This window comes from Williamsia sp. DF01-3 (assembly GCF_023051145.1).
Lineage (GTDB): Bacteria > Actinomycetota > Actinomycetes > Mycobacteriales > Mycobacteriaceae > Williamsia.
The window spans coordinates 188,818-208,429 of sequence record NZ_JALKFS010000005.1; the positions used below are offsets into that span (position 1 = coordinate 188,818).

A 19,612-nucleotide genomic window follows, 5' to 3' on the forward strand; every position below is an offset into this window, starting at 1 on the left:
CTAAGGGCTCAAGGCGATCCGGCCAAACGGAGCTGTGGACCATCCTGTGCACCAACTGTGGACGGTGTGCGGATAGTTGTTAGCGCCCTGTTGGCTACCTGTGGATAAGAGACGTGAATAGACGCATCACCGCAGCTCAGACGCGGTCGCTCACTTTTTCTTACTGTGGATACCCATTCACACGGCGTGTCTCTGCAAGTGCGGTTTCGGGCGTGTTCGGTTTGACAAATCGAGTTGTACTACAAACGCACGAACTTCCATCTCTTGCCCTAAAGTGACCGTGACGTGCACAGATTTGTGCTCACCGAACCGGTCACACGAGCCGCCAACAGTGGTGCAATGATCGGGCACGAACGAATGATCTGGGGAGGCGTTCATGAGGAAGATCATCGGGGTGATCGCCGCGGTTGCGGCCACTGTCGGACTGCTGTCGGCAGGATCCCCGGCCTCGGCGGTACCGGGTCCCACGTACACGCAGGTCCCCGACCTCGCCGGCTACGTGCCCGTGGACCCCTACGGCTACCGATCCCCCGACTTCGCCGACAACGGCAAGACCTTCTTCGTCACTCCCAGCGGCCGGGTCTGCGCCTTGGGCCCCGGCTACGCCTACGCAGCGTGCACCGGCCACCCGTCCACCGCGCCCCCAGGAATCGTCGGTGCGGCCATCTCTGCGGGCCAGACGGGCCCCTACTGGGTACCTCCGAACACCTCGTACACGGTGCGTCCGCGGGGCTGGTTCCAACCACCCCTGCTGCAGATCGGTGAGTCGATCACCGTCGACGGATCGAGCTGCGCGGTGAGCCCCACCGGCGTGACATGCGTGGCCGGTCCGAGAGCGTTCACCTTGACCCAGTCCTGGTACAGGTTCGTGACGCCGGCCGGCGACCAGTACCACGACGCGAACCGCTCCCCCGAGTTCCTTCCCCCAGATCAGCGCTGACCCAATCGTCTTGAGCGACAAACCCTCCGACTGTCGTCACATGCTCCGACTGCAACCGGAGGAACTCGCCGAAGTCGGAGGGTCCGGGGGCCGCACACCGAGCCCACGAGTCACCGCCCGGGCGCCGCCCCACCGGGATTGCCGAGTTCGTCTTCGTACGTGTGCATCGCGGAGATCAACGCCGTGAACACCCGATGGGCCGCGGCAAGATCTTCGTCGGGAAGGTCCACCATCGCATCGTGGGTGTGCTTGCCCAGTGGCGCGAAGAACGCCCTCGCCACGGCCATCCCGTGTTCGTCGTAGCGCAGGATGACTTTTCGGCGGTCGCGCTCGTCGGTCTCCCGCCGGATGTGTCCAGAACCGATCATGCGTTCCACGAGATGCGTCACAGCCCCGCCCGACACCTGCAACCGCTTGCCGAGTGCACCGGACGTCAATGGCGCACCCGAGGCATCGGCAACCATCACGTGGAGCAAGGCTCGAAAGTCGTTTGCACTGAGGTCATTCAGCGTGGCGAACACGCGCGTGATCTGGTCGGACTCGGCGTTGAGCGCCCGAACATCCGACGAGATCTGGGACTCCAGCGCCGCGCGGTTGTCCTGCGCCGGCTGATTGTCGGGCATGGGTACCTCCTGCCAGGACTATAAGGCCTGGAGATAGTTTAGTTGCTCAATATTTTAAAATGTGAGATTGTTGGGAACATGGCGACCTCGAACACGTCGACTCATTCTCCCACCTGGTGGGATCGCTGTGCTGCCGCAGTGAGCGGCCGTAGATCGTGGTGGATCGCTCTGGCGGTCATCCTGATCTCCGGCGCCGCCATGGGGCTCATCGGTGAGAACGACTCGGGAGATCAAGCGCCGGATTCGCTTCCGCCATCGGCTGATTCGGCACAGGTCAACGAATTGCTGGACAGCTTCCCGGATTCGGACGTATCTGCAGCCGTACTCGTCACCGTTCGCAGCGACGGCGCTCCGCTGTCCGACGAGGACAAGGCTGCGGTCGGGCAAGCGCAACAGCGCATGCTGGCTGTTGACCGCTCGGTGCCCGCCACCGCATCGGCCGGTCCGGGCGCTGTCGTCTCTCCGGATGGCATCGCGGCCATCTCAGTCGTCCCTGTCAGCGCCGAGCTCAACGGCTTCAAGCTCACCGACCTCGTCGACGAGTTGCGAGACGCCGCCGACGACGGCCTACCGAGCGGACTGACCACCTACGTGACCGGTGGCCCGGCGTTCGGCGCCGACACCGCAAACTCGTTCTCCGGTGCCAACGTCACACTGTTGGCAGTGACGGCACTCGTTGTCGCCCTGTTGCTGATCGTCACGTATCGCTCGCCGGTTCTGTGGCTGGTTCCGTTGCTGGTCATCGGGTTTGCCGATCGGTTGGCGAGTTCGGTCGGCACCGGGCTGGCCGAGCTGACCGGCCTCTCGTTTGACGGATCCACCTCGGGCATCACCAGTGTGCTGGTGTTCGGCGCAGGCACCAACTATGCACTGCTGCTGATCTCGCGGTATCGGGAAGAGCTGCGCAAAGAGCAAGACCACCGGATTGCGTTGCAGCACGCAGTCCGTCATGCCGGCCCGGCCATCCTCGCTTCGAACGCGACAGTGGTACTGGCACTGCTCACACTCCTGCTTGCTGCACTGCCGAGTACCCGCAGTCTCGGTGCACTGGCGGCTGCGGGTCTTGTTGTCGCAGTGATCTTCGCCCTGGTGGTGTTGCCACCCCTGTTGGCGCTGTTCGGAACTCGACTCTTCTGGCCGTTCATCCCCAAGGTGGGCGATCCGGTGCCAACCGAGGGCGGTAACTGGTTCAAGATCGCCAACGCCGTCTCCCGGCACCCGGTTCGCGTTCTCGCGGTTGCCCTCACGGCATTGGTCGCATGTTCGTTGGGCCTGCTCGGCGCAAACATCGGCCTCTCACAGACCGAGCAGTTCCGGGTGAGCGCGGACTCCGTCGAAGGTTTTGACGCACTCGCCGAGCACTTCCCCGCCGGGCAGTCCGACCCCACAACCGTCATCGCGGACACCGCTGCAGCCGAAGAGATCCAGTCCGTCCTGGACAACACGGACGGAGTGATCTCGGCGACCGAAACGGGGAGGTCCGACAACGGTCTCACCAAGTGGTCCGTGGTCATCGACGCCGACCCAGCATCCGAGCGAGCGTTCGACATCATCGATCAATTACGCGCCGCCACGGGCGACGTTCCCGACGCGCAGGCACTCGTCGGCGGGTCCGATGCCAAAGCCCTCGACATCGCAAACGCGTCCGACCGTGACCGGCTCCTGATCATCCCGCTGATCCTCGCCGTGGTGTTCGTCATCCTGATCGTGTTCCTACGCGCTCTGGTGGCACCGGTGGTGCTGGTCGCGACAACAGTGCTGAGCACCATCGCCGCCATCGGGATCGGCAGTCTCATCAGCGAACACATCTTTGGCTTCCCTGCTCTGGACAACAACGTTCCGCTCTACTCCTTTCTCTTCTTGGTTGCCCTGGGAATCGACTACACGATGTTCTTGGTGATCCGCGCGAGGGAAGAGACACCCGACCACGGCACGCGAGACGCCATCGTGCGCGCGGTGGCCTCTACAGGTGCCGTGATCACCAGTGCGGGAATCGTATTGGCCGCAGTCTTCTGCGTGCTCGGCATCCTCCCGCTCATCACACTGACCCAGCTGGGCATCATCGTCGGGCTCGGAATCCTCCTCGACACGTTCCTGGTTCGGACCGTGGTGATCCCCGCACTCTTCAGCGTGATCGGGCCCCGCATCTGGTGGCCAGGCACTTTGGACCAAAAAGGGCGTCCACAACCGGAGTTACAACAACAGAAGTAGGAGATGACACCATGGCGTTCTCACCTCGCCGACTCAGTCGCATCGTGATCGGCGGTCTTGCAATCGCTTTCGCTCTTGCCTGTGCGGCTCCCGCTTCGGCGGACACCAGCTCTCTACCCCAGCCACTGAAGCCGGTGGCCAAGCTGGACACCCAGCGCTACCTCGGTGACTGGAATCAGATCGCCGCCATCCCACAGCCGTTCAACCTCATCTGCGCGCGCGACACGATGGCGAACTACCAGTTGATCGACCCGACGAACATCCGGGTGGAGAACACCTGCACCACCTGGACCAACCAAGAGAACCGGATCGTCGGCAACGCTCGGGTCAACGACAAGGTCACCGGCGCCCAACTCCACGTCAGCTTCCCAGGCGTTCCGACGCAGGAATCCAAGGACGGGCCCACCAACTATGTGGTCACCTACATCGCCGATGACTACTCCTGGGCCTTTGTCGGAAGTCCTGAGCGCACATCAGCATTCGTCTTGTCGCGTGAGCCGGCCGTGAGCACCGACCAGTGGAAACAGATCCGCAAGGTCGCCGAAGACCGCGGCTACAACGCCTGCCTGCTCCTCACCTCTCCGACCACCGGCGGTTCAAACGAGATCCGTCCGCTCTGCACCGTCTGATCAAACGCAGATACAACAAACCCCCGACCACATGTGGCCGGGGGTTTGTAGCGTGTTGAACCTGGTGACTACTTGCCGGCAGTCACGGTGAGGTTGAACTGCGCAACAACGTCGCTGTGCAGGTTCACCAAGACCGGGTAGGTACCGGTGGCCTTGATGTGGCCCTTGGGCAGCTCGATGTTGCGCTTGTCGACAGCAGGTCCGCCGGCACTCTTGATGGCGCTGACCACGTCAGCGGCCGAGACCGAACCGAACAGCTTGCCCGAGTCGTGGGTCTTGACACCCAACGTGACCTCGGCGAGCCCTTCGATGGCCTGCTTGAGCTCGTTGGCGTGCTCGAGACCGCGCACTGCGCGAGCGTCCTGTGCACGACGAATTCCTTCGACCTGCTTCTCTGCTCCGCGGGTGGCGACGATGGCCAGCCCACGAGGCAGCAAGAAGTTCCGGCCGTAGCCGTCTTTGACCTCGACGGTGTCGCCGGGGACGCCCAACTTCTCGACCTCTGCGGTGAGGATCAGTTTCATGTTCTTGGTCCTTTCCGCTTATCGAGAGGTGGAGGTGAAGGGCAGCAAGGCAACTTCGCGCGAGTTCTTCACCGCGATGGCCACGTCCCGCTGATGCTGGACGCAGTTACCGGTGACCCGACGCGAGCGGATCTTGCCACGGTCAGACAAGAAACGACGCAGGAGCGCGGTGTCCTTGTAATCGATCAGCAGGTTCTTCTCTTTGCAGAAAGTGCAGGCCTTGGCCTTGACGATCTTTTCTGCGCCACGGACCTTCCGTCCGCCTTTAGCTTTTCCAGCCATGTGTTGTCACTCCAAAAGTGTTGAGGTGCACAGCTACCTGTGCAGACTCAGATGTTCGTCAGAACGGTGGTTCGTCGTCCCCGCCACCGAACGAGCCGCTGGCAGGCGCACTGCCCCACGGATCGTCGTTCTGTGCGGCCGCACCCGAGTTCGCAGCAGCGCCGCGGTTTCCACCGCCGCTTCCGCCGGAACCAAAGTTGCCGCCGCCTCCGCCACCGCCGCCGCGCGAGGCCCGATTGACCTTTGCGGTGGCGTAGCGGAGCGAGGGACCGATCTCGTCGACCTCGAGCTCCACCACGGTGCGCTTCTCACCCTCGCGGGTTTCGTACGACCGCTGCTTGAGCCGGCCGGACACGATCACTCGTGAACCCTTGGTGAGAGATTCGGCAACATTCTCGGCGGCATCGCGCCAGATGTTGCACCGCATGAACAGCGCTTCGCCGTCTTTCCATTCGTTGGACTGCCGATCGAACGTGCGTGGCGTGGATGCCACGGTGAAGTTCGCGACGGCTGCACCGGACGGCGTGAACCGGAGTTCCGGATCTGCCGTCAGGTTTCCGACAACGGTGATGACGGTATCGCCTGCCATGTGTATCTCCCGAGTTCAGTTGCGGTTGCGCAGTGGTGTGGGTCGATGTGCACCGAGCCTAGAGCTCGGCACCGACACGCATTGGACGTTCGAGCGAGCCCGTTCGGACCACTCGAACATCACGAGCTACTTGGCCGGCTTGGCCGCAGCCTTGGCAGCGTGCTTCGCAGCAACCTTGGCGCGACGTACCTTGGCACGCTCGTCAACGCGCATCACCTTGGTGCGCAGCACGGACTCGTTCAGCTTCAGCTGGCGATCGAGCTCGGTGACCGTCTTGGGCTCGGCATTGAGATCGACGACTGCGTAGATCCCCTCAGTGTGCTTGAGGATTTCGTAAGCAAGACGGCGCTTGCCCCAGACATCGACGCCCGCAACATTTCCGCCATCCTGGCGAATCACATTGAGGAAGGTATCCAACGATGGAGCTACAGTTCGCTCATCCAGGTTGGGGTCAAGAATGACCATCAATTCGTAGTGACGCATAAGACCTCATCACCTCCTATGGACTAGGTCGGCCACGGACGATCCGTGGCAGGAGGGTCGCCTGCGTCGGCAACCGGTCCAGGCTACCCCAACAGTGCTTGACCAGCGAAATCCTGGCCTCCACGCCACAGCCACCCGCAGACCGGGCGGGCCGAGGCGTATCGACACCCCCTACCCTGTAGGCCATGCCTTCGCCGTCCCCCACCTCCACCTGGGAAATGACGACGACACCGCGACCGGGCTGGCGGGCGCGTATCAGCGCCGGCCGCGGCGAGCTCCTGCTCATCCTGACCCTCGCGCTGTTGATCAGTTCACTGTTCATGTGGCTCGGCTACCTAGGCAAGGCCACCTGCGGCGGCCCGCCGTTCGACGAGTCCGGCCGCAGTGCGCTCTGGCCGGTCGGTTCGAGCGAGATCATCATGCCCTGCTACTCCGACCTGCAGTTCCTGTGGATCGGCCGCGACATCAACAACCACGTGTTCCCTTATATCCATGGGGGCATCACTGACAACGGGGTGCTCTTCGGTGGCGTGGTCGAGTATCCGGTGCTGTCGGGACTGCTCATGTACTTCGGCGCCAGCGGCGCCCACACCGACACCGAGTTCCTGACCCAGTCCGCGCTCCTGCTCGTGCCCTTCGGGATCCTGATCGTCATCCTGCTCGCCCTGCTGGCCCGCTGGTACGTGATGCTCTGGGCAGCCACTCCCCCGCTGATCCTCTACGCGTTCCACAATTGGGAGCTGCCGGTGGTCGCGACGTCGGTGGGCGCCATCGCGGTGATGATCCTCGGCGCACGGATCAATCCGCGGACCGGCAGGCCGTGGTTGTCGTTGCGGACCAGTGCGCTCTGGGCGTCCTTCATCCTCTCGATCGGCTTCTGTCTCAAGATCTACCCCGGCTTGTTCGTGCTGCCGTTGGCCATTTTTGTGCTGACCCGCGCGATGGTGCCGGACTCCGAGGCGAGTGGGTCCGCATCGTTGCGCACCCGGCTGACCCGCCGGTCCCTGGATTGGACCGGAGCCGCCGGCGTCGTCGCTGTCGCGGTCATCACGGTGATCGCCGTGCAACTGCCGTTCATGATCGCCGGGTTCAAGGGCTGGCAGGCTTCGCTGTCGTTCCAGGGCAAACGCAAGGCCGACGTCGACACCAACACCATCTGGTACTGGGGACTGCGGCATGTCACCGGCGACGGGCCGAGCGATGCGAACAGCGTCTACAACTCGATCGTCGGGGTCGCCTCACCACTGCTGATCATCGTCTCGCTGGGCGTGGCGGTGTGGCTGGGACTCAGACACTGGCAGCGCGGCAACGTCTTTCCGTGGATCGGCGTGAGCGCGGCCATGCTGGCCGGGTTCATGCTGTTCCACAAGGTCCATTCGCCGCAGTACACACTGTGGATACTTCCGTTCTTCGTGCTCCTCAAGGTCGACTGGCGCCTGGTCACGCTGTACCTCGTCGGCGATCTGGCGCTCGACCTCACCATCTTCCGCATGTTCGGCATCCTCACGCGAGGTGACGAGATGGAGTGGTGGGTGATGGGCGGTGTTCAACTGGGCGTGTGGTCGCACGCGCTGTGCCTGGCGATCCTGATCTACCACTTCGTCGGCCGGCCCCTGCGGGTGCCACCGGAAAAGGTCTCGCCCCCGGCTTCGACGGCGGCTACCGTACCGGCATGACCTGGTACACCGCTCCCACGCTCTCCGGCTCCCGAATCATGTTGCGCGAGTTGGTACCCGACGATGCACCCGCCCTCGCTGCCGCGGTGGACCGACCGGAGGCATTCCGATGGACAACGGTGCCCGGCGACGTTGTCGCCGCCGAGCGGTACATCCAGATCGCCCTCGACACCCCCGACCGCGTCGCCTTCGCGGTGGTCGAACAAGACAGTGGTCGTGTGGTGGGCTCCACGAGCTACTACGACATCACTCCGGACTACCGCGCGCTGGCCATCGGCCACACCTGGTACTCCGCAGCCGTCCACGGCACCGCGGTGAATCCCGAGGCCAAGCTGCTGCTTCTTCTCCGCGCATTCGAAGACCTGTCAGCCGTCAGAGTGGTGTGGCATACCGATGAACGCAACGCCCAATCGCGGGCGGGCATCGCCAAACTCGGCGCCACGTTCGAAGGTCTGCTGCGCAAGCACCGTCCACTTCCCGACGGAACATGGCGCACCACAGCGCAATACGCGATGACGGACGACGACTGGCCCGCGACGAGAGAAGCCCTCTCCAAGAGGTTGGGGCGATAAGAACGGCCTGAAGGGCCGCCTCAGCCCACCCCGTTCAGGTGCTGCAGGTCACGTGCGCGAGGAGACCGCCATCGAGTCGGTGGTCGGATCCTCTGGCGCCGGACGGGTTCTCACCTTGCTCCGCCTCGGCCACGGCAACCGGTCGGGAGCCCTGTCGAGCACCCCGCCGCCGGGGTCGTCCACGGCCAGGCTCTGCCATCCGGTGCCGCGTCGCACCAGATCGTCGGTCGGGTGATAAATCTGCCAGATCACCAACGCGCACAGTGCCAGAACTGCGAAGTCCCGGACCACGACTGCGGACAGGAACCACTGCTCAGGTAAGCCGTCGTCCGTCTCCTGGAACAGGTACCACATCATGCGCGGCACCCAGACGAGAGCGTCGATCAGCATCCACGCCAACAGGATTCGCGTGTGCGGCAGGGCCAGAACCGCGAGAGGCACCAGCCACAGCGAGTACTGCGGACTCCACACCTTGTTGACCAGCAAGAACCCGGCGACGGTCAGGAAGGCCAACTGGGCCAACCGCGGCCGAAGCGGTGCATGGAAGCCGATGAACGCGATGCCGATACAGACCACCACGAACAACGCCATGCTCACCGCGTTCAGCAGAGACGGCGGCTGCCCGGGTTGGTTGCCCCACTGGTAGTCGGTGACAGCCGACACCACGTTGTAGATCGTGTCGGGATCGGTACCCCGAGAAGAGTTGTGGCGAAAGAACTCGGTCCAGCCGCGAAAGTGCAGGACCATGATCGGCAGGTTGATGATCAACCAGGTCGCGGCGGTCATCAGAGCGGTGACGGCGAAGTCTCGGACCTTGCCCGCACGGAGACAGAGCACCAGCAACGGGACCAACAGCAATCCGGGGTAGAGCTTGGCCGCGATGCCGATTCCGAGGAACACCCCGGTCATCCACGGGTTTCGTCTGGCCCACGCCAGCATCGCCAGGGCGAGCGCCGCAGTCGCGATGGCATCGAAGTTGGTGAAGATGTGGACCACGACCAGAGGAGAGAGCGCTGCGAGCGTCACGGCCCACACCCTGCGCCCTGCGGTGAGCGCGGTGGCCCAGATGGTCACCAGCCAGCACAATGCCAGTCCCAGCGCCACGAGGTTGAAGAAGACCACCACGTCCAGCGCGCTGGGCAGGCCCCAATTGTCGTGTGCCCATTGCCAGGCCTCGGTGGACTGAGCCGCGGCGTACATGAACATCCCGGTCAGTACCGGGTACTCCATGAACCGCTGCTTCTGTCCTCCGGCGCCGTTGTCCTCGTACCAGAACGTCTTGTACGGGAGCGCGCCTTCGTTGAGTCGCTCGGCGCTGTAGAGCGGGATGGTGTCGGCGTAACACATCGCGGTGTACTGGCGGTGGTCCGACCAATCGAGTGTCTGCTCGCCGGTCGTCTTGTCCGGAGCCTGTTGCAGGCAACCGGCTTTCGCGTACCAGCCCAACGCCATGAACACGAGGGCGATCAGGAGCATCACCCGGATCGGCGTCCAACCGGGACTGCGCCCGACCACCGCGTGCAGACCGACCGGGCCACCGATCACCATGCTGCCCGGAGAAGCGATCGGATCGGTACGGCTCGGCAGGACGCGTGTGGTCGCCTCCCGACGATCGGCCGCAGGCAACGCAGGCGACTCGAATGCGTTCAGGTGTTCCGTCGCAGCCGAACCGTCATCGTCGCGCACTTCGTGCGACGTCGATTCGGTCGCTTCCCCGTCGGTCATCACCCCACTCGCTCAGCGGGTACCTGTGGACGGTCCACCCTCTTCGGGCGGGAGTACCGGCTCTGTCTCCGTCTCGGTGTCAGGATCTGGCCCTCCACCCGGAAGCGGGATCACCACACCGGGACCGATCGTCACACCCGGCCGCGTGGTGGTGGTCGGTGGTGTCGTGGTCGTCGGCACAGTGCGAGTGGGGGTGTAGGTCTGCGGCGGCGGCTCATAGGGAACGCCCGCGACCCCACCGATCTCGCCCGGCTCCGGGAACTCCTCGATCGGCTTGCCATCGAGAGCCCGGTTCATCGCTGTTCGCCAGATCTGCGCCGGCAGGCCTGACCCGTAGATCGTTGCGCCGGTGTAGTTCTTGAGCGCGGTGCCCTTGTCGGTACCAACCCACACTGCCGTCGACAGCTGCGGCGTGTACCCCACCATCCAGGCGTCCTTGTTCAGCCCGGTGTCGCCGAGCTGGGTGGTGCCTGTCTTGGCGGCGGATGGCCGCTCGCCCCCGTCGAGCGCGTTGCCGTTCGAGTACGAGGCGATCGGTTCCAATGCAGCCGTGGTGTTGTCGGCCACCTCGGCCGGCAGCCGGCGTTCACCCGCATTGTCGGTGCGCTCGTAGAGCACCTGGCCCTGCGAGTTCTCGACCTTCTGGACGAAGTGCGGAGCGTGGTACATGCCCGACGCCGCGAGCGTGGCGTACGACGACGCCATGTCGATGACGCGAGATGCGTACTGGCCGAGCACAACACCACCCTCGACTCCGCCGTCGGGGTTCTGCAGTGTCTTGGCGCCGTCGGCCGCGACCTCGGGGATGCCCGCGCGGTGAGCCGCATCGGCGACCGCGGTGGGTCCACCGTTGAGGTCCATCATCAGGCGGTAGTAAACGGTGTTCAGCGACATCTTCATGGCCGTCGCCAGGTTGCACGACCCGCAGGATTCGCCGTCCGAGTTGGTGACGGTGAGGCCGCCGGGTCCCTCGAACGGCGCCGAGCTGTAGGTCTTCGACAGCGGGATGCCCTGTTCGAGTGCTGCCACCAGCGCGAACACCTTGAACGACGAGCCGGTCTGCAGATTGGCCTGTGCGTAGTCGTACCCGTTGCCGTCGTTGCCCCCGAAGTAGCCCCGGACCGCGCCGGTCCGTGGATCGATCGACACCACAGATGTTCGCAGCTCGGGCGGCTCACCCTCGCGGAGGTCGTTCGCCGCGGTGAAGTTCGCCCGCTGTACCTGGGGATCGATGGTGGTGGTGATGCGAAGACCGCCGGTCCGGATCTCCTCCTCGGAGATGTTGAGTGTGCCGAGCTCGGCCAGTACCTGCTGCTTGATCAGTCCGTTGGGTCCGTCGCTCGCCGGGTCGCCGGCAACGGCCTGGGTATCGACGACCTTCGGGTACTGCTGCGCGTCGGCCTCTTCCCTGTTGATCGCGCCGATCGTGACCATGCCGTCGAGGACGTACTCCCAGCGCCCTTCGGCAGCCTGGAGGTTGGTTGCCGGGTCGTAGTAGGAGGGAGAGCGGATCGACGACGCGAGCACAGCCGCCTCCGACAGGGTGATGTCGGCGAGGTTTTTGTTGAAGTACGCCTTGGCCGCTGCCGAGACACCGTAGGCGCCGCGACCGAAGTAGATGGTGTTGAGGTACGCCGCGAGGATCTCTTCTTTGGTCCACTCGCTGGACATCTTGGTGGAGATCGCGAGTTCACGGAACTTGCGCTGGTAGCTGGCCTCGTCGCCGGTCAGCACGTTCTTCACGTACTGCTGGGTGATGGTCGAGCCACCACCCGCGTCCTCGCGACCGGTCACCTTGCCCCACGCCGCGCGGGAGTAGCCGCGGATCGAGAAGCCCGAGTTGCTCGCGAACTCGCGGTCCTCGGCTGCGATCACGGCCTGCTGCAGCACCTGCGGGATCTCGGTGATCGGCACATCGGTGCGGTTGCCCTCCGGTGGCACGATTCGCGCGAGTTCGCCGCCCCGGGTGTCGACCACCGTGGCGATCTGACTCTGCTTGATGTCGCCGGGTGCGGGCACCTCGGCGCCGGCGTAGGTCACCAGGAACACCGCTGCCATCACCAGGGCGAAAGCGGGGAGCAGCGCACCGCCGAGACCGACGATCCAGGCGACTGCCTTCTGCCACCGTCGCTTCTTCTCGACCGGGCTGCTGCTGGAGGGAGCGCGGCCGCCGCCGCCATGCTCCGAGGTCCAACCGGACCGGTTGGGTCCGTCAGGGCCATTGCTCACAAGTACTTCTCCATACCTTCTGTGCCGATCCCTTTTGAGCCCATTCCTTCTGGGCCACCGCCGGCACCCACGTCAGTGGCTGCATCGGCTGAACTGTTCGCCAGTCGACCCCCCGCTACCCGCCGGGTCCGCCGTACCCGTGGACGCGGAGGCAAGCCGGAAACGTACGACTGGACCAGGTGGTTCCAGCTGCAGGTCCGGCACACCTCGACCACATGTACCGAGAACTCCTCCTGGCTCACGGCCAGACGGAGGATCTCCTCGGTGGTGCGCGCCGACCCCGACACCTGCCCGAGCTTGTCGCCGAAGACCCAGGACACGATGGTGACCTGCTCTTTCCGGCAGATCGGGCATCGCACCGAACTGGGACGGCCGTGAAACTTCGCAGCACGCAGCAGATAGGGGCTGGCATCGCACACCTCGGCAACCCCGGTACGTCCGGAGTAGACCTCGGCCAGCCGGGACTTGCGCTGTAACGCGTAGTCCACCACCTGTCGCTGCAATCGCACGAATCAAGAGTACGTGCCGCCGCCTCGGAAGATTTGGCGGTTCGGCCCCGCCAGGACCATGTCAGGGCTCTGATCGTGGCAGTTGGCGGCCTGATTTTTGCGGCACCGATCGTTCTCAGCGCGTGCACGCTGCGGATAAGCCCAGTTCAGGCGCAGTTTCCATCCCGGTTATATCGGCCCGATACATATGTGTGTAGCATCTGCGGTACAGGTTTCTGCAACACGTTGAACGGAGGTGCGATCGGAGATGCTCGAACTCGCGGTACTCGGTTTGCTCCTCGAATCCCCGATGCATGGCTATGAGCTGCGTAAACGGCTCACCGGACTGCTCGGGGCGTTCCGCGCGTTTTCGTATGGATCGCTGTACCCGTCCCTGCGCCGCATGCAGGCCGACGGTTTGATCGCTGAGGATTCGGGCCCTCCGGGAACGCTCAAACGACGTGCTCGTCGCGTCTATGCGCTCACCCCGAAGGGACGCGAACGGTTCGCCGAACTGGTCGCCGACACCGGACCGCAGAACTACACCGACGACGGCTTCGGAGTGCATCTCGCATTCTTCAGCCGGACTCCCGCGGAAGCGCGCATGCGCATCCTCGAGGGTCGTCGCCGGCAGGTGGAAGAGCGGCGCGAGGGTCTCCGAGAGGCCGTCGGACGTTCGAACCGCACAGTGGATCGCTACACCAAGCAACTCCATCAGCTGAGTCTCGAATCCAGCGAGCGTGAAGTTCGCTGGCTCAACGAACTCATCGCCGCCGAGAGTTCGGAATGGGCCGGGGATTCGACCAAGACGTCGAGGAATCCCGGACCGTTGCCCACCGAGGCGGTTACGACAGAACCCGAAACAACTTCGGTTACACCACATAAAGAAGGGGAACCCGACCATGGGTGACAACACAGTACGCGTGGCAATTGTTGGCGTGGGTAACTGCGCCTCATCCCTGGTCCAGGGCGTGCAGTACTACAAGGATGCCGACGAGAACGCTTCCGTTCCGGGCCTCATGCACGTGAAGTTCGGCGAGTACCACGTCCGCGACGTCGAGTTCGTCGCCGCATTCGACGTGGACGCCAAGAAGGTCGGCTTCGACCTCTCGGATGCCATCTTCTCCAGTGAGAACAACACCATCAAGATCGCCGACGTGCCGCCCACCGGCGTCACCGTGCAGCGGGGCCACACCCTCGACGGACTCGGCAAGTACTACCGCGAGACCATCACCGAGGCCGACGGCGAGGGCGGCGACGTCGTCCAGGCACTGAAGGACGCCAAGGTCGACGTGCTCGTGTCCTACCTGCCCGTCGGTTCCGAGCAGGCCGACAAGTTCTACGCACAGTGCGCCATCGACGCGAACGTCGCGTTTGTCAACGCCCTCCCGGTCTTCATCGCCAGCGACCCCGTGTGGGCCAAGAAGTTCTCCGACGCCGGTGTGCCGATCGTGGGCGACGACATCAAGAGCCAGGTCGGTGCCACCATCACCCACCGCGTGATGGCAAAGCTGTTCGAGGACCGCGGTGTCACGCTGGACCGCACGTACCAGTTGAACGTCGGCGGCAACATGGACTTCAAGAACATGCTCGAGCGTGAGCGTCTCGAATCCAAGAAGGTCTCGAAGACCCAGGCCGTCACCTCGAACCTCACCGGTTCGCTGGCGGGCAAGATCGACGACAAGAACGTTCACATCGGGCCGTCCGACCACGTTGCGTGGCTGGATGACCGCAAGTGGGCCTACGTCCGCCTCGAAGGTCGAGCCTTCGGCGACGTGCCGCTGAGCCTCGAGTACAAGCTCGAGGTCTGGGACTCCCCCAACTCGGCCGGCATCATCATCGACGCCGTGCGTGCGGCGAAGATCGCCAAGGACCGCGGCATCGGAGGACCCATCCTCCCGGCCTCGGCCTACCTCATGAAGAGCCCGCCCGAGCAGCTCGCCGACGACGTCGCGCGCAAGCAGCTCGAAGCCTTCATCATCGGTGCCGACGCCTGATCTGATCTGACAAGCTCCACCCGAGAGCCGCACGCCTTCTAGAAGGTGTGCGGCTCTTGGCATTTCCGGTGCAAAACGGTCCATCATCGCCAAAGATGTCGACTATGACGAAATTGGCCACTTCTCGCCGGTTGCAGCTCGCCGTCGCAGCACTCTCGGCAGTTCTCATGATCTCCGCATGCGGGGACGACAGCGAATCGTCGAGCCCGGAAGGCGACTTCTCAGGTCCGCCGCCGGCGAATTCGGCTGTGGCGGTGAGCGAGCAGCAGATCGATGACGCCATCGACCGGGTGCCCGAGCTCGCCGAGGGCATCATGTCGAAGACGAAGATCCCCGGCCTCGCGGTGGCAGTTGTCCGCGGCGGGGACGTGGCCTTCGCCGAAGGTTTCGGGGTCAGAGAGGTCGGCAAGAACAGCAAAGTGGACGCCGACACCGTCTTTCAGATCGCGTCGCTGTCCAAGTCGGTCGGAGCCACCGTGATCGCCGAGCAGGTCGGCAAAGGTGTTGTGCAATGGGACACCCCCGTGCGTCAGAACCTGCCGTCGTTCACGATGAGCGATCCGTGGATCAGTGACCACGTGACCATCGCCGACATGTACACCCACCGGTCGGGGCTGCCGCTTCACGCGGGAGACATCCTCGAAGACCTCGGCTACGGACAGCAAGAAATCCTCAGCAAGCTGGCGCAGGAGCCCATCGAGGCGGCCGATTTCCGGGTCCACGATGCGTACACCAACTTCGGCATCACTGCGGCCGCCGAATCCGTCTCCACCGCAGCCGGAACCGATTGGGCGACCCTGAGCCAGAACTCGCTCTACGGCCCGTTGGGCATGACCAACACCAGTTCTCGCTTCGCTGACTACATGGCGCACACCGACCGCGCCATTCCCCACACGCTGGTCGGCGACAAGTACCAGCCCAAGTTTCAGCGCGACCCCGATGCCCAGACCCCTGCCGGCGGCGTCTCGTCGACGGTCAACGACCTCGCGAAGTGGATGAATCTGGTTCTCGCAGGTGGGGTACACAACGGGCAGCCGTTGGTCGAGAAGGAGCCGCTGGTCGCGGCGTTCACCAGTGAATCCGCACACGGCCCCGGCCAGGACACGTCGTTCCGGTCGGGCACGTCCGGGTACGGCGTGAACGTCAGCACCACATCGTCCGGACGCGTGATCAACAGCCACTCCGGTGCATTCAACATGGGAGCTGCGACCAACTACGTGATGATCCCGTCCCTGAACGTGGGCATCGTTGCGCTGAGCAACGCCGGACCGATCGGTGCCGTCGAGGCGCTGACCGCCGAGTTCGTCGACCTCGTCCAATACGGGAAGATCACCCGGGATTGGGTTGCGGGCTACGCACAGCTCACCGCCGAACCGGCCGAGGGTGAACTCGCCGGCAAGCAACGACCCGCCGACGCCGCTCCGCCAGGACCGCTGCCGCGATACGCGGGCACGTACGCCAACCCGTACTGGGGCGAGGCGACCGTGGCACCGATGCCCGACGGCAACCTGCAACTGATCATCGGGCCGGATCGGGTGCGATACACGTTGACGCCCTGGAGTGGAGACACCTGGACGTTCATCCCCACCGGCGAGATGCCGAACCCGGGCACGGTGTCGCAGGCGACGTTCAACGGCAGCACGGTGGTACTCGAGTACTTTGACGACAACGGTCTGGGAACGTTCACGAAGTCCTGAACCGCGCAGCTGTCAGAGCGAACGACAAAGTTGGATCGGGGAGTCTGTGGATCAGCCGACCACCGTGGTGTCGTAGTAACCGTCGCCATCGGTGTCGACGTGCACGGTGTCGATGTAGCCGTCGTTGTTCGCGTCCTCATGCATCTCGTCGGCGAATCCGTCACCGTCGGTGTCGTACTCCTCGTAGTTGGCGATGCCGTCACCGTCGGTGTCGGTGAGAGCGGTGTCGATGATGCCGTCGGCGTTGGTGTCGTAGTACTCGGTGGCCATGATGTCTCCTGTGACTCGGTGGTGCTGATCTCTGTCTCGGTGAAGCAGTCAGAGATAGGAGACGTCGCGGCGCGGGAATGTTCCCGCGGATTTCGATAGATGCGGCGCTACATCTGCCAGTGCACCGGCCGCGAGATGATCTCGTTCAATCGGCGCCGGTAGTACTTGGCCGTTTCTTCCACGAACGCACTCATCGCGGTGGCGGACGCGTCCTGGTCGCGCTCGCGCATGGCGTCGAGAACGTCCTGCTGCATCTCGACCGCAGCAAGCCGGGTCGCCATCGGGTGCTCGCTGGGTTCGGCGTCGCGCACCAGCAGCCACAGTGTTTCCATCACGATGCGCAGAGCTGGATTCCCGGCGGCTTCGTACACCCCTCGCTGGAACACCGCGTTGTTCTCCTGGAAGTTGGCGTAATCGCCGGGGTCCTCGCGCATGCGGTCGAGCGCCAGTTGCATGGTCTCGAGCTGATCGTCGGTGACGTTCGCCGCGGCCTGACGGGCGACGATGGGCTCCATCATCAGCCGCACGTCGATGACGTCGCTGATGTTGGCGCCGTTGATCTGCAGGAACAGCTTCATCGTGTTGCCGAGCGACTCCAGCTCCGGCCGCTTTGCCACTGGGCCGCCACCGATGCCGGACTTGATCGTCACGAGATCGCGGCTTTCGAGCAGACGCAGCGCCTCGCGGACGGTCGTACGCGCCACCCCGTGCTCGGCGACCATTTCCTTCTCTGTGGGTAGCCGTTGTCCGACGACGATTCCGCCTCCGAGGATCTGATCCGCGATCACGTTGGCCACTCGCGCCGAGATCTTGGGCGCGCGCGCCCGCGGAACGCTTTCCTCGATGGTCATGTGTTTCTCCCCCGCCTCCAAGTTCGTCTCGCAGTGCTAACCATACCTACGGACAGTGTGATGTGCGCCAAGTCTGTACATAGTTAGCGGGATTAGATACTGTAGTCCGTGTCAGAAAAGTACTCACGGGGGCGAGGAGGTGGTCATGTATCCCACACGGCCACCGAATGCTGCTCTGACGCAGAGCTATAGGAATGCCGGGCACTGGAGCGATCAGCCCGTCGCCCACTTCCTCGAGCGTGCCTGCGCTCGATCCCCAGACGCTGTTGCGGTGATCGACGGTGCGCGTCGCATCACCTTCGGCGAGCTCGACGACGCGTCGGCACGGCTCGCGGCAGCACTGCGAGGTCGCGGTGTGCGATCCGGCGACGTCGTGGCGTTCCAGCTGCCCAATTGCGCCGAGGCGGTCATCGCGTTTCAAGCCATCATGAAGCTCGGCGCGATCGCCAACCCGATCGTTCCCATCTACCGAGCCCGGGAACTCCGCTTCATCCTCGGACAGGCTCGCGCAAAGGTGGTGCTCATCCCGGGAACGCACCGTGGGTTCGATTTCGGGGCAATGTACCGGGACCTGGTGACGGACCTTCCCGATCTGCAGCTCGTCGTCTCCATCGAAGGAAACCCCGTCGACGCGGCGGTCGGCACCACGTTCGATGAATTGACGGATTCGGCTACCCCGCAAGCCATTTCGACTGTGCGTAATCTGCCACCGGCCGACCCCGACAGCATCTGCCTGTTGCTGTACACCTCTGGTACCACCGCTGACCCAAAAGGCGTTCTGCACAGCCACAACACTCTTGTCTACGAGAACCGGTCGATGATCACCTGGTTCGGATTGAACGAGCGCGACGTCATCTTCAACCCATCACCGGTCACCCATGTGACCGGGGTGAACTGCGCGCTGACGCTACCGTGTCTACTCGGCACAACGGTTGTGCTGCAGGACATCTGGGATGCCGAAGCAGCCTTGGATCTCATCCGGTCCGAGCGCGCCAGCTTCATGATCTTCTCGACGCCCTTCCTCCGGGGCCTGCTCGACGCAGCCACCGCAGCGGAGCTCGATACCCCTTCTATCCGCTACATCGCTTGTGGCGGAGCCGATATCCCCGACTCGTTGACCTCCACCGCCACCGAGCGGCTGGGTACGGTCACGAGGATGTACGGCGCCACCGAGGGCCCGTCTGTGACGGCGTCCGACCGATGGGACCCCATCTACCTGCGCACCAAGACCGATGGTCGGCCGATCTCACCCACGGAGGTGATCGTCGCCGACGACGACGGCACGCCCGTTGCCACAGGCGCGGTGGGCGAGATCCTCTGGCGTGGACCGGACACCTTTCTCGGGTACCTCGATGAGCGCCTGAACGAGAACGCCTTCACCGACGACGGTTTCTTCCGTACCGGTGACCTGGGTCGCTTCGACAGCAGCGGCGGCATCCACATCGTCGGACGTATCAAAGATGTCATCAATCGCTCGGGCGAGAAGATCAGCGCACACGACGTCGAAAACCAACTCAGCGAGCATCCGGCTGTTGTCGAGGTGGCCGTTGTCGCCGGGCCTGATGCCCGGACCGGTGAACGCGGGTGTGCGTTTGTGGTGACCCGAGATCAGCGCGATCTCACGCTGCCCGAGGTGCACCGGTTTCTTCTCGAGCGAGAGATCGCGGTGCAGAAGATCCCGGAAAGCGTGTTTGTCGTCGATTCCCTGCCCAAGACCGCCAGCGGAAAAGTGCAGAAGTTCGCACTCAGAGACTGGACCAGAGACCGGACCGAGCTGCCGCCGCAGATGCAGAAGATGACTTTCGCCGCGGCACACGAGAAATAGG

General features: G+C 64.0%; 17 protein-coding genes and 2 pseudogenes. 9 read left to right on the forward strand and 10 right to left on the reverse strand.

Annotation, left to right across the window (positions count from 1 at the left end):
- Window positions 1-376: 376 nt before the first annotated feature.
- Window positions 377-940, forward strand: coding sequence for a hypothetical protein (locus tag MVA47_RS02715; RefSeq protein ID WP_247206569.1), 564 nt, complete (start codon window positions 377-379; stop codon window positions 938-940).
- A gap of 110 nt (window positions 941-1,050) precedes the next feature.
- On the opposite strand, the gene MVA47_RS02720 is transcribed toward MVA47_RS02715, so the two are convergent.
- On the reverse strand, window positions 1,051-1,563 hold the full coding sequence (locus MVA47_RS02720) for a MarR family winged helix-turn-helix transcriptional regulator (RefSeq protein WP_247206570.1): 513 nt from the start codon (window positions 1,561-1,563) through the stop codon (window positions 1,051-1,053).
- A 78-nt stretch (window positions 1,564-1,641) separates the two neighbouring features.
- Between MVA47_RS02720 and MVA47_RS02725 the strand changes: the two genes are divergently transcribed.
- Window positions 1,642-3,774 carry an MMPL family transporter gene (locus MVA47_RS02725; protein WP_247206571.1) on the forward strand — a complete coding sequence of 711 codons (2,133 nt, stop codon included), beginning with the start codon at window positions 1,642-1,644 and terminating at the stop codon, window positions 3,772-3,774.
- Window positions 3,775-3,785: 11 nt separating this feature from the next.
- Window positions 3,786-4,403, forward strand: a complete 618-nt coding sequence (locus MVA47_RS02730; protein ID WP_247206572.1) for a lipocalin family protein — start codon at window positions 3,786-3,788, stop codon at window positions 4,401-4,403.
- A gap of 68 nt (window positions 4,404-4,471) precedes the next feature.
- On the opposite strand, the gene rplI is transcribed toward MVA47_RS02730, so the two are convergent.
- From rplI to rpsF, 4 genes and pseudogenes are all read right to left on the reverse strand, one after another.
- Window positions 4,472-4,927, reverse strand: a complete 456-nt coding sequence (rplI, locus tag MVA47_RS02735) for a 50S ribosomal protein L9 (protein ID WP_023958688.1) — start codon at window positions 4,925-4,927, stop codon at window positions 4,472-4,474.
- Window positions 4,928-4,945: 18 nt separating this feature from the next.
- Window positions 4,946-5,209 carry a 30S ribosomal protein S18 gene (gene rpsR / locus MVA47_RS02740; protein ID WP_023958686.1) on the reverse strand — a complete coding sequence of 88 codons (264 nt, stop codon included), beginning with the start codon at window positions 5,207-5,209 and terminating at the stop codon, window positions 4,946-4,948.
- Window positions 5,210-5,267: 58 nt separating this feature from the next.
- Window positions 5,268-5,798 (reverse strand): single-stranded DNA-binding protein, encoded by a 531-nt coding sequence (locus MVA47_RS02745; RefSeq protein WP_023958684.1) that lies wholly within the window; start codon window positions 5,796-5,798, stop codon window positions 5,268-5,270.
- 207 nt (window positions 5,799-6,005) lie between these two features.
- Window positions 6,006-6,281 (reverse strand): annotated as a pseudogene (gene rpsF, locus MVA47_RS02750) (30S ribosomal protein S6); the annotation flags it as partial.
- Window positions 6,282-6,466: 185 nt separating this feature from the next.
- On the opposite strand from rpsF, the gene MVA47_RS02755 reads away from it, so the two are divergent.
- Window positions 6,467-7,957 (forward strand): hypothetical protein, encoded by a 1,491-nt coding sequence (locus tag MVA47_RS02755; RefSeq protein WP_247206573.1) that lies wholly within the window; start codon window positions 6,467-6,469, stop codon window positions 7,955-7,957.
- Entirely contained in the window at window positions 7,954-8,529 is a 576-nt protein-coding gene (locus MVA47_RS02760) for a GNAT family N-acetyltransferase (protein ID WP_247206574.1), read from the forward strand. Before MVA47_RS02755 ends, MVA47_RS02760 begins: the two co-directional genes overlap by 4 nt.
- A gap of 48 nt (window positions 8,530-8,577) precedes the next feature.
- Here the strand turns inward: MVA47_RS02760 and MVA47_RS02765 are convergent, their stop codons facing one another.
- The 3 genes and pseudogenes from MVA47_RS02765 to MVA47_RS02775 all read right to left on the reverse strand — a co-directional run.
- A complete protein-coding gene (locus tag MVA47_RS02765) occupies window positions 8,578-10,254 on the reverse strand; it encodes a glycosyltransferase family 87 protein (RefSeq protein WP_247206575.1) in 1,677 nt (558 codons plus the stop codon).
- A 12-nt stretch (window positions 10,255-10,266) separates the two neighbouring features.
- Window positions 10,267-12,312, reverse strand: a complete 2,046-nt coding sequence (locus MVA47_RS02770) for a transglycosylase domain-containing protein (RefSeq protein ID WP_247210540.1) — start codon at window positions 12,310-12,312, stop codon at window positions 10,267-10,269.
- Between the two features lie 284 nt (window positions 12,313-12,596).
- Window positions 12,597-12,986 (reverse strand): annotated as a pseudogene (locus MVA47_RS02775) (DUF5318 family protein); the annotation flags it as partial.
- Window positions 12,987-13,239: 253 nt separating this feature from the next.
- Between MVA47_RS02775 and MVA47_RS02780 the strand changes: the two are divergent.
- From MVA47_RS02780 to MVA47_RS02790, 3 genes are all read left to right on the forward strand, one after another.
- The gene (locus MVA47_RS02780) at window positions 13,240-13,881 is read left to right on the forward strand and encodes a PadR family transcriptional regulator (protein ID WP_099382665.1); all 642 of its coding nucleotides are present in this window, start codon (window positions 13,240-13,242) and stop codon (window positions 13,879-13,881) included.
- Window positions 13,874-14,968, forward strand: a complete 1,095-nt coding sequence (locus MVA47_RS02785; RefSeq protein ID WP_247206576.1) for an inositol-3-phosphate synthase — start codon at window positions 13,874-13,876, stop codon at window positions 14,966-14,968. Before MVA47_RS02780 ends, MVA47_RS02785 begins: the two co-directional genes overlap by 8 nt.
- 104 nt (window positions 14,969-15,072) lie before the next feature.
- Window positions 15,073-16,665 carry a serine hydrolase gene (locus MVA47_RS02790; RefSeq protein ID WP_247206577.1) on the forward strand — a complete coding sequence of 531 codons (1,593 nt, stop codon included), beginning with the start codon at window positions 15,073-15,075 and terminating at the stop codon, window positions 16,663-16,665.
- 51 nt (window positions 16,666-16,716) lie between these two features.
- Here the strand turns inward: MVA47_RS02790 and MVA47_RS02795 are convergent, their stop codons facing one another.
- Together MVA47_RS02795 and MVA47_RS02800 are read right to left on the reverse strand one after the other, a co-directional pair.
- A complete protein-coding gene (locus tag MVA47_RS02795) occupies window positions 16,717-16,935 on the reverse strand; it encodes a hypothetical protein (RefSeq protein WP_023958664.1) in 219 nt (72 codons plus the stop codon).
- Between the two features lie 107 nt (window positions 16,936-17,042).
- Entirely contained in the window at window positions 17,043-17,786 is a 744-nt protein-coding gene (locus MVA47_RS02800; protein WP_099382668.1) for a FadR/GntR family transcriptional regulator, read from the reverse strand.
- 145 nt (window positions 17,787-17,931) lie between these two features.
- Between MVA47_RS02800 and MVA47_RS02805 the strand changes: the two genes are divergently transcribed.
- A complete protein-coding gene (locus MVA47_RS02805) occupies window positions 17,932-19,611 on the forward strand; it encodes an AMP-binding protein (RefSeq protein ID WP_247206578.1) in 1,680 nt (559 codons plus the stop codon).
- Window position 19,612 lies beyond the last annotated feature (1 nt).